Here is a 7,602-nt window from a genome sequence, read left to right as displayed (position 1 = left end):
TGACATTCACGAAGCATTCCTCAAACTAGCCTGCTCACTCGTCTGCTGGAACATCTTCAGCCGAACTGAGCAGCCTTTTTGAACTGCCCTCTAAGGCGCGGATGTGGCACGCCTGGCTTCCGCATTCAACCGCGTTGCGATTCCATGGCCTGAAGCGTGTGGCTTAGACCGTCTTCGGAGAAGACGGAATCGATCGCGTCCCTCGCCGCGCCTGCGGCCGCTTCGGCACGGGCAAGCATGGTGACCTCGTACGCCTGGACCGCTGCCCTCCAGTCTTCCGTTTTCGTCAGGGCCAATGCGAGATCGGCGGCGTCCAGCATGGCGAGGTTAGCGCCATTGCCGCCGAACGGAGACATCAAATGCGCCGCATCGCCCAGCAAGGTGACCCCCGGCCGATGTTCCCACCGGTGACCAACAGGCAGCGCCTGGATGGTCCGAGGCGTCATGCGGTCGCCGCAGCGGTAGATGAGTTCGAGCAGGTTTTCCGACCACCCCGTGAAGTAAGCCGCGAGGCTTGCTCGTTTTGCATCCGCTGAAGACAGGTCCAGTCCACCTTTTTCGAGCCAGTCTTCCGGCACGCGCATTGCCGCATAGATCGTGATGTGGGCGTTGGCGTCGCGATGACCAATGAGCGCCTTGGAGTCTCCCACCGCGAACGTCAAGCCGCGCCCGACGAGACTTGCCAGTTCGGGATAACGTGCATCGACGTCATCGATGCCCAGCTCGAGGAACGTCACGCCGCTATACAGAGGGCGTGCTGGCGAGACGAGTGGCCGGACGCACGACCATGCGCCGTCGGCTCCGATCACGAGATCGAATGTCTCATGCCGACCACTGCGAAACACAAGTTCGAAGGTTCCATTGTCCTGCGCATGGATGGCGACAGGCCGATGGTCCCATTGCACCGTATGGGAAGGGAGCGAATCCAGCAGCATCTGCCGAAGCTGCCCTCTATCCACTTCCGGGCGATTTTTTTCTGACACGTCGGTGTCGGATAACAGCAGTTGGCAGTGCTTATTATAGAAGCGCTCTTCCTGATCTTCATAACGGGCAATACGCGTGAACTCGGCCGTCAACCCTGCGCATTCAATGGCGTACTGGCCGGACTCCGCGTGCATGTCCAGGGAGCCTCCCTGCGGGCGGGCCGAAGAGAGGGTCTCGCGTTCAAAGACCGATGCAACAATGCCATGCAGATGCAGAATGCGAGCGAGCGTCATGCCGCCGGGGCCGGCGCCGACAATTGCGATACGTGGTGAATACATGCTCTACCTCCAATGTAGATAGCTAGCTATGTATAACCATAGCATACAATATAGAATGCTATCTACCTGATCCAGCCATGCCTCCAGAAATTGTTGAAATGCCGGTCCATCTGATTAACCGTTCCTCCCGCCTGTTGACGCGTTTGGGAGAAGAGCGGTTGCAGGCGTTGGGACTGGCGATCGCCCAAGTGCCCGTGTTCTACGCGTTGAAGGACGGTTCGGCGCTGACCCAGAAGGAGTTGGCCAGACTGGCTAAAACCGAGCAGCCCACCATGGCTGTGTTGCTGGATCGCATGGAGCGGGATGGTTTGATTCAGCGCAGCCCGAATCCGCACGACAAGCGCAGCAGCCTGATTTCCCTGACGCGTCTTGCGCTGCAGAAGGTACCCGCAGCGAAGGAAATCATGCAGCGGGGTAATGATGAAGCGCTTGCCGGATTCACCGAGAGGGAAACGACCACGCTTGTTCGGTTACTGAGTCGCGTTGTGCGAAATCTTGATCCGGACGTTGCAGGAAATGAAGCAGAGGGATGATCCGTCCGGTTACATAAGATGAATATGGATTCGGGCAGGCAGCGTGTTCGGCGCGTGGTGGCCGATCGTGTCAGGTGATTGTCGGCTTGAGGCTGTCAGTTCCAGTCGAGAATTCGCGAGCATGACGGCGAGCGCCGCGTGATACGGCGCGACGACTGAACGCCGGGCGCCAGGCCAGCGTCTTTCACAGAGGCTGGCCTGGCGCGGCAGGAAGTCAGGCTTGTGTTCCAGCGTTGTCCGCATCGTCCGGAGCGGCTTCGTCCTCTTTCTTTTCTACCAGCGACTCCAGGGCGCCGGCGCCTTTAAAGCCGGCCACGGCCGCAATTCCTTTCGTCAGAATTGAAGCATCCGGATCGACCTTGTCCGTTGCTTCCACTGCTGCGACGGCACCCGCGACCTTACCTACCTCATCCAGAAATCCCATGTCGATCACCGTATATGTTGAACGTGAACGCGCACAATTTCACGCTCACGCTTATCAAAGGACGTCGCGGTTGGAACCTTCAGCGGCATCTCTCACCGGCGACACTTTGGTGCATCAGCCTCGTTGACGACTGCGCTCATTTGAAGTGCATGACAACGAGGAGCATGTCTTACTTCGATGGCGGACGTCTTCCCGCCATCGTCAATGACAATAACACCGCATGAACCGCGAGACTGTAAATTCTTGTTAGACGCGTCCGCGGTTTCTGTTCAGCCGCGTTTCAATCGGCCCGACCATCTCGCCGGCATCAGGACCGGAGCGATTTTCAGGCGCCAATTACGCGTGCAAGAACACGATCCTTTCCCACGATCTTTTGCGTCCCCTGTAACCGTTGCCGATCATTGGGCGAAATACCCTATGAAGTCGGCAGCGCGAGAGTGCCGCGCGTCGGCTGGACAACAGTAGTAAGCGATCGTTTTGGAGAGTGCAAGGCGCGAGAAACCTGGACCGGTTCGAAGACAGGGTTCTCAACTGGATCGATACAGGTCAATTGCATAGTCATCCTTATATTTTTACTTTCAACATGAAACTGGAGATCTGATGAAATCGATTCGAAAAATCATCCTGTGCGCAATGCTTCCGCTGTCGCTGGCGACAGGCTTCGCGCATGCCCAGGGAATTGGGCGCGCCGGTACCTATCTGATGCCACAGGACTATCAAATGATGATGGAGAGGCTCACGCCCGAACAACGGACCCAGGCCATCACCATTCAGCAGAAAATGATGCAGATGGAGATGGACCACAAGGACTCCATGTCTCAAATGGAGATGAAATACGAGCACGAAATGATGCAGATGCAGAACCAGCTACTGGATCTGTTCAAGGGTCACTAGCCCCGCCGGAGGGTGATCCACCGAGGCTGCTTCGGGCACAATGCTGGTGTTCCGGCACGAGGCGGTTTCGGTGAGCTCAACGCTTGGGTGGCGCAGGCGGGTCGGGTCGGCCGTTGGTGGTTAAAACACATTGCACCGGTATTGCCCCGCAGGAGCGGCAGACATGTCTCTTGATAATCCCCCTCCAGTTGTTTCATCGCGATTGACCGCCTTCGTATTCGCGGGCGGCGGCAGCCTCGGTGCGATCGAGGTCGGCATGCTGCGCGAGTTGCTCAACTGGGGCGTGCGCCCGGATTGCGTGATAGGCGCGTCGGCGGGCGCCATCAACGCGGCGTATTTTGCGGGCCGGCCCGATGCCGAGGGCGTCACCAAGCTTGAATTGCTGTGGTGCGGCATCAGGCGGCGGGACATCATGCCGCTCAGCATGTTCGGGCTGTTCGAGATGATCCTGCGTCGCCGTTCCAACCTGGTCGAAGCGAAGGCGCTGCGCGTCCTGCTGGAAAACAATTTGCCCTACAAGCGAGTGGAGCAAGCGGTCATCCCGCTCCACGTTGTCGCTACCAACATGCTGAGTGGCAACGAAGTCGTTCTCTCGTCAGGCCCGGTCGTGGAGGCCGTCCTTGCAAGCGTCGCCATTCCCGGCGTGTTTCCGCCAATACGCATTGACGGAATCGATCTGGTCGACGGCGGCGTGGCCAACAATACGCCGATCTCGGTGGCCATCGGGCTCGGCGCGACACGCATCATCGTACTGCCGGCCGGTTTCGCTTGTGCGTTGCAGAAGCCGCCGGCCAATGCGATCGCGCAGGCCCTTCATGCGTTGACGCTTGTCATCGCGCGGCAGCTTGTGCGTGATCTGGCGTTCTACTCATCGCGTGCGGAGATTGTTGTCGTACCGCCCTTGTGTCCGCTCGATGTATCGCCTTACGACTACACGCAGTGCGATCGCCTGATCGAGCGTGCGGCCGTGCAAACCCGTACATGGCTGAGCGATGGTGGTCTTGAACGCGGGGCCGTCCCGGCCGAATTGCACGAGCACGAGCATGCCTGAGCGGGCTAGCGAAGGGTGCGCGCCAAAAGGGTGTGCGCCAATCGCTGGCCGGATAACACCCATTTCACGTCGGAAGTGGATCATTGCAACCATGTCATGGGCCCGTAAACACGGCTGGCAATAATGGAGTTCTTCGAGCCGGTCCGCTTTCTTCGCCGCCGTGGGCGGCTTGCGCTGGCTTATCCCCTCCAAGGATTGGAACACCAGACATGCCAGACAAGAACATTGATGATCTTTCGCCAGCCGAGCAGGGCGCTTCCGTTTCCCGGCGTGGTTTTCTCAAGCTTGCGGGTGCTTCCAGCCTTGCGACCGCTGCAGGCGGGCTGGCTTCAGCGAGCCGGGTCGCTGCGGCAAGTCCGGACGGCACGCCCGAACAGATCCACCTGACCTGGGGCAAGGAGCCGTGGTCCGAGGTGGTGATCTCGTGGGCCTCGCTCGCCCCGGCGGTCAATCCGCGGGTGCGCTTTGGCCGCGCCGGCGGAACGAAGACGACGGTGCATGGCGTGCAGCGCACCTATACCGATGGACTCAACGGCGAGATTGTCTGCACGTATCACGCACGCCTTCATGGACTGAACCCCGCGGCCGGCTACGAGTACGAAGTCACCGCCGACAATGACAGCAACGCGGGCCGTCCCTTTGCGGCGAGTTTCCAGACTGCGCCACACGGCCGGGCCGCGTTTCGATGGACCAGCTATGGCGACCTCGCGACGCCGAATACCAACTGGGTGCTCTCTTCGCCACAAAGCCGCTTTGCCGTGCAGGCAGTCGAGCGGTTCCAGCCGCTGTTTCACTTGCTCAATGGCGATCTCTGTTATGCCAACCTGAACCCGGCGCATCAGCCCGAAGTCTGGCGCGACTTCGGCAACAACGCCCAGACGTCGGCGGCCAATCGCCCATGGATGCCTTGTCCGGGTAATCATGAGCTGGAATTCAACAACGGCGAGCAGGGGCTTGACTCGTATCTGGCGCGTTATACGTTGCCGGAGAACGGCACGCGTTTCCCCGGCCGCTGGTACAGCTTTCGTGTGAGTTCGGTGCTGTTTGTCTCGCTCGATGCGGACGATGTGGTCTACCAGGATGCCGCCGCCTTCGTCGCGGGTCCGGACCCGCTGGTGCCGGCCGGGAGCACCGGCAACCCGCCGATCGCCCCGGGTACGTCGCTTTATGTGCGCGGCTATAGCGGCGGCGAGCAGACGCGCTGGCTAGGCGAGACGTTGCGCGAGGCGGCCGCGAACAAGGACATCGACTGGATCGTGGTCCAGATGCACCAGGACGCGCTCACATCGTCGAAGACCGGCAATGGCTCGGACAAGGGCATCCGGGAGGCGTGGCTGCCCTTGTTTGACCGCTACGGCGTCGATCTCGTGCTCTGCGGCCATGATCACGACTACGAGCGCAGTTATCCCGTGCGTGGGTGCAACCACCATGCGGGCATGGACGCCGTGACGGGCGAACCGGTGGAGACCCTGCAGCCCCGGCCGGTCATGACGTCGAATCCCCCTGACGGCGCTTTCGATACCAGCCAGGGGACAATTCACCTGATCCTGGGCGGCGGCGGCACCAGTGCACCCCTGGATGTCTATGGCCTGGACGCCGGAACCGGCAAGGTGCAGGCAAAGGTGTTCACCAAGCCCAACCGTCCTATCGCCGGGACCACGGCGAACACGTTCGTGCGCCAGCCGGCCGATGCGCTGGAAGACGCCATCTGGTCGGCGCAACGCGATACCGGTACCGGTTATGGCATTGCGGTGTTCGATCATGATCCCGGCACGCCGGGTGGCAAGACCACCATTACGATGAACTACTATCACGCGCCCGGCGCCGACCAGACGCCGACCGCGACTTACGAGCTGTTCGAGACCATCACGCTTTCCAAGGCGCGTCGAAGCTGATTCGCGGTCTTCAACCCACGGGCTGAGACGTGGCCTTTGTTTAGCCACGTCCTGGCCGCATCTCAGCCGCGTGTCAGCCGCGCACGAACCACGTTCGTTTAGCCGCCACGAGCATCGCCCGATAGACCAGCCACGACACGACAAACGTGGCTGGCGCGGAGAACGATTGCAGCGCACCGGGAAGGTTCATCAGCAGCAAGCCCGCCAGCGCGCCGGCGAACCATGCCGTCAGTCCGCCCGGATTGAATGCCGGCACATGTGAATCGCGACACTCGATCTCGGCGCCGAGCAAGGTATCGACCCGGGTCGACAGGATATGAGCAAGCGCAACACCCACCCATGCCACCACGAAGATGCCCTGGTACGCGAGTGCCTGAAGGATCTTTGAAAACACGTCAGCCATCATCAGCGCATACACCACCGCACCCACCACAAGCGCCCACGCGAACTTCGGCGCGTGCAATCCAGCGACCTTGCGGAAGAACGCCTGCATGTTGATCGCGGCGAGATAGTAGTTCGCCGTGTTGATACGGGATTGCGTGACCCACACGAACAGCAACCCCCAAATTCCCATCAGCTTCAGCAATGCAAGCACCACCGACACTTCCGAGAGCGGTCCCAATCCGGGGATCGTGCTGACCAGATAGATCCCGACCGCGCCGTTGAGCAGGAACGTCACGAGGTAGAACGGCATGCCGAAGTTGAAGCGGCCGTGATAGGGCGCATCTTTCTGGCGGCCGAAGCGCGCGTAGTCGAACGTGAACATCATCAGGATCCAGACGCCCATGTAGTACACGAAACAATTCCACCAGCCGTTTGCGGGGATCGTTCCCTTGGGACCGAAGTCGAGCCATGCGGTGTTGTAGCCGTACTCGTGGGTCGTCAGGACCACTGCCGCCAGCAGGCCGAGCAGGTAGAAGGGCAGCAACACGCCATTGAACTTGTCCAGCCAGTGCTGGACGCTGCCGAACACCAGCGGCACGCTGTAGCAGACCACGATCAGCGCGGCCCATTTATAGTCCAGTGCCGGGAAAAGGTTGTGCGCCGCGACCGCGATCACGGAGCCTTCGAACACCGCGTAGTAGATCGCCGTGGCAAAGAAGATCAGCGTGGCAAGCGCCGCACCCGCGCCTCCAAACAGCACACGCGAGAACAACGCGACCGACAACCCGGTGCGGATCGCATAACGGCTGATGATCGAATTGACAATGCCGTATGAGATGACGGAAAGCGCCATGCCGATCAACGCGTTGCGCGTGCCGTACTGCAACGCGAGCGCCGCACCGACCACGATATAGAATACAGCGCTGCAGACAGCCCACCACGCCATCGTCAGGGAAAATGCGGGCATGCGGGCGCTGTCGGGAACCGCGTATGTGGATAAATCCAGTTCGTGCCCCGCAGGGTCCTGTGACAGGTTGGCCATGATCCTTGCTCCTTCATGCAGTAGATTGAAAGAAGCAGGCGCGACCGGCTGACGCCCGCTATAGAGAAAAGCACGACTGGGTTGACGACCGGGTTGACTGCGGACGAACGCCTCCCG

The 7,602-nt window shown here is 60.4% G+C and carries 7 protein-coding genes; 4 read left to right on the top strand and 3 right to left on the bottom strand.

Features of this window, described 5'->3' with window-relative positions; all coding sequences use genetic code 11:
• Nucleotides 1-125: 125 nt before the first annotated feature.
• Entirely contained in the window at nucleotides 126-1,262 is a 1,137-nt protein-coding gene (locus tag ABH944_RS43015) for an FAD-dependent oxidoreductase (RefSeq protein ID WP_404615268.1), read from the bottom strand.
• Nucleotides 1,263-1,339: 77 nt separating this feature from the next.
• On the opposite strand from ABH944_RS43015, the gene ABH944_RS43010 reads away from it, so the two are divergent.
• Nucleotides 1,340-1,795, top strand: coding sequence for a MarR family winged helix-turn-helix transcriptional regulator (locus ABH944_RS43010; protein ID WP_404615266.1), 456 nt, complete (start codon nucleotides 1,340-1,342; stop codon nucleotides 1,793-1,795).
• Between the two features lie 214 nt (nucleotides 1,796-2,009).
• Here ABH944_RS43010 and ABH944_RS43005 read toward each other — a convergent pair whose 3' ends face one another.
• Nucleotides 2,010-2,219, bottom strand: coding sequence for a hypothetical protein (locus tag ABH944_RS43005; protein ID WP_097272022.1), 210 nt, complete (start codon nucleotides 2,217-2,219; stop codon nucleotides 2,010-2,012).
• A gap of 600 nt (nucleotides 2,220-2,819) precedes the next feature.
• Between ABH944_RS43005 and ABH944_RS43000 the strand changes: the two genes are divergently transcribed.
• The 3 genes from ABH944_RS43000 to ABH944_RS42990 all read left to right on the top strand — a co-directional run bounded on the left by ABH944_RS43000 (nucleotide 2,820) and on the right by ABH944_RS42990 (nucleotide 6,059).
• Nucleotides 2,820-3,113, top strand: coding sequence for a hypothetical protein (locus ABH944_RS43000; RefSeq protein WP_404615263.1), 294 nt, complete (start codon nucleotides 2,820-2,822; stop codon nucleotides 3,111-3,113).
• 163 nt (nucleotides 3,114-3,276) lie between these two features.
• Nucleotides 3,277-4,164 carry a patatin-like phospholipase family protein gene (locus ABH944_RS42995; RefSeq protein WP_404615261.1) on the top strand — a complete coding sequence of 296 codons (888 nt, stop codon included), beginning with the start codon at nucleotides 3,277-3,279 and terminating at the stop codon, nucleotides 4,162-4,164.
• A 209-nt stretch (nucleotides 4,165-4,373) separates the two neighbouring features.
• Entirely contained in the window at nucleotides 4,374-6,059 is a 1,686-nt protein-coding gene (locus ABH944_RS42990; RefSeq protein WP_404615259.1) for a purple acid phosphatase family protein, read from the top strand.
• A 73-nt stretch (nucleotides 6,060-6,132) separates the two neighbouring features.
• Here the strand turns inward: ABH944_RS42990 and ABH944_RS42985 are convergent, their stop codons facing one another.
• Nucleotides 6,133-7,485, bottom strand: a complete 1,353-nt coding sequence (locus ABH944_RS42985; protein WP_404615258.1) for a purine-cytosine permease family protein — start codon at nucleotides 7,483-7,485, stop codon at nucleotides 6,133-6,135.
• Nucleotides 7,486-7,602 lie beyond the last annotated feature (117 nt).

This window comes from Caballeronia udeis, assembly GCF_044909315.1.
GTDB classification, from domain to species: domain Bacteria; phylum Pseudomonadota; class Gammaproteobacteria; order Burkholderiales; family Burkholderiaceae; genus Caballeronia; species Caballeronia udeis_A.
Note: the sequence above shows the minus strand (reverse complement) of the source record. Positions and strands in the feature narration are given on the sequence as shown.

What these genes read in the sequence shown, in the direction of transcription:
- ABH944_RS43010 (WP_404615266.1), top strand. Translation starts at nt 1,340, where the DNA reads ATGCCTCCAGAAATTGTTGAAATGCCGGTCCATCTGATTAACCGTTCC.
- ABH944_RS43000 (WP_404615263.1), top strand. Translation starts at nt 2,820, where the DNA reads ATGAAATCGATTCGAAAAATCATCCTGTGCGCAATGCTTCCGCTGTCG.
- ABH944_RS43015 (WP_404615268.1), bottom strand. Translation starts at nt 1,262, where the DNA reads ATGTATTCACCACGTATCGCAATTGTCGGCGCCGGCCCCGGCGGCATG.
- ABH944_RS42985 (WP_404615258.1), bottom strand. Translation starts at nt 7,485, where the DNA reads ATGGCCAACCTGTCACAGGACCCTGCGGGGCACGAACTGGATTTATCC.
- ABH944_RS43005 (WP_097272022.1), bottom strand. Translation starts at nt 2,219, where the DNA reads ATGGGATTTCTGGATGAGGTAGGTAAGGTCGCGGGTGCCGTCGCAGCA.
- ABH944_RS42990 (WP_404615259.1), top strand. Translation starts at nt 4,374, where the DNA reads ATGCCAGACAAGAACATTGATGATCTTTCGCCAGCCGAGCAGGGCGCT.
- ABH944_RS42995 (WP_404615261.1), top strand. Translation starts at nt 3,277, where the DNA reads ATGTCTCTTGATAATCCCCCTCCAGTTGTTTCATCGCGATTGACCGCC.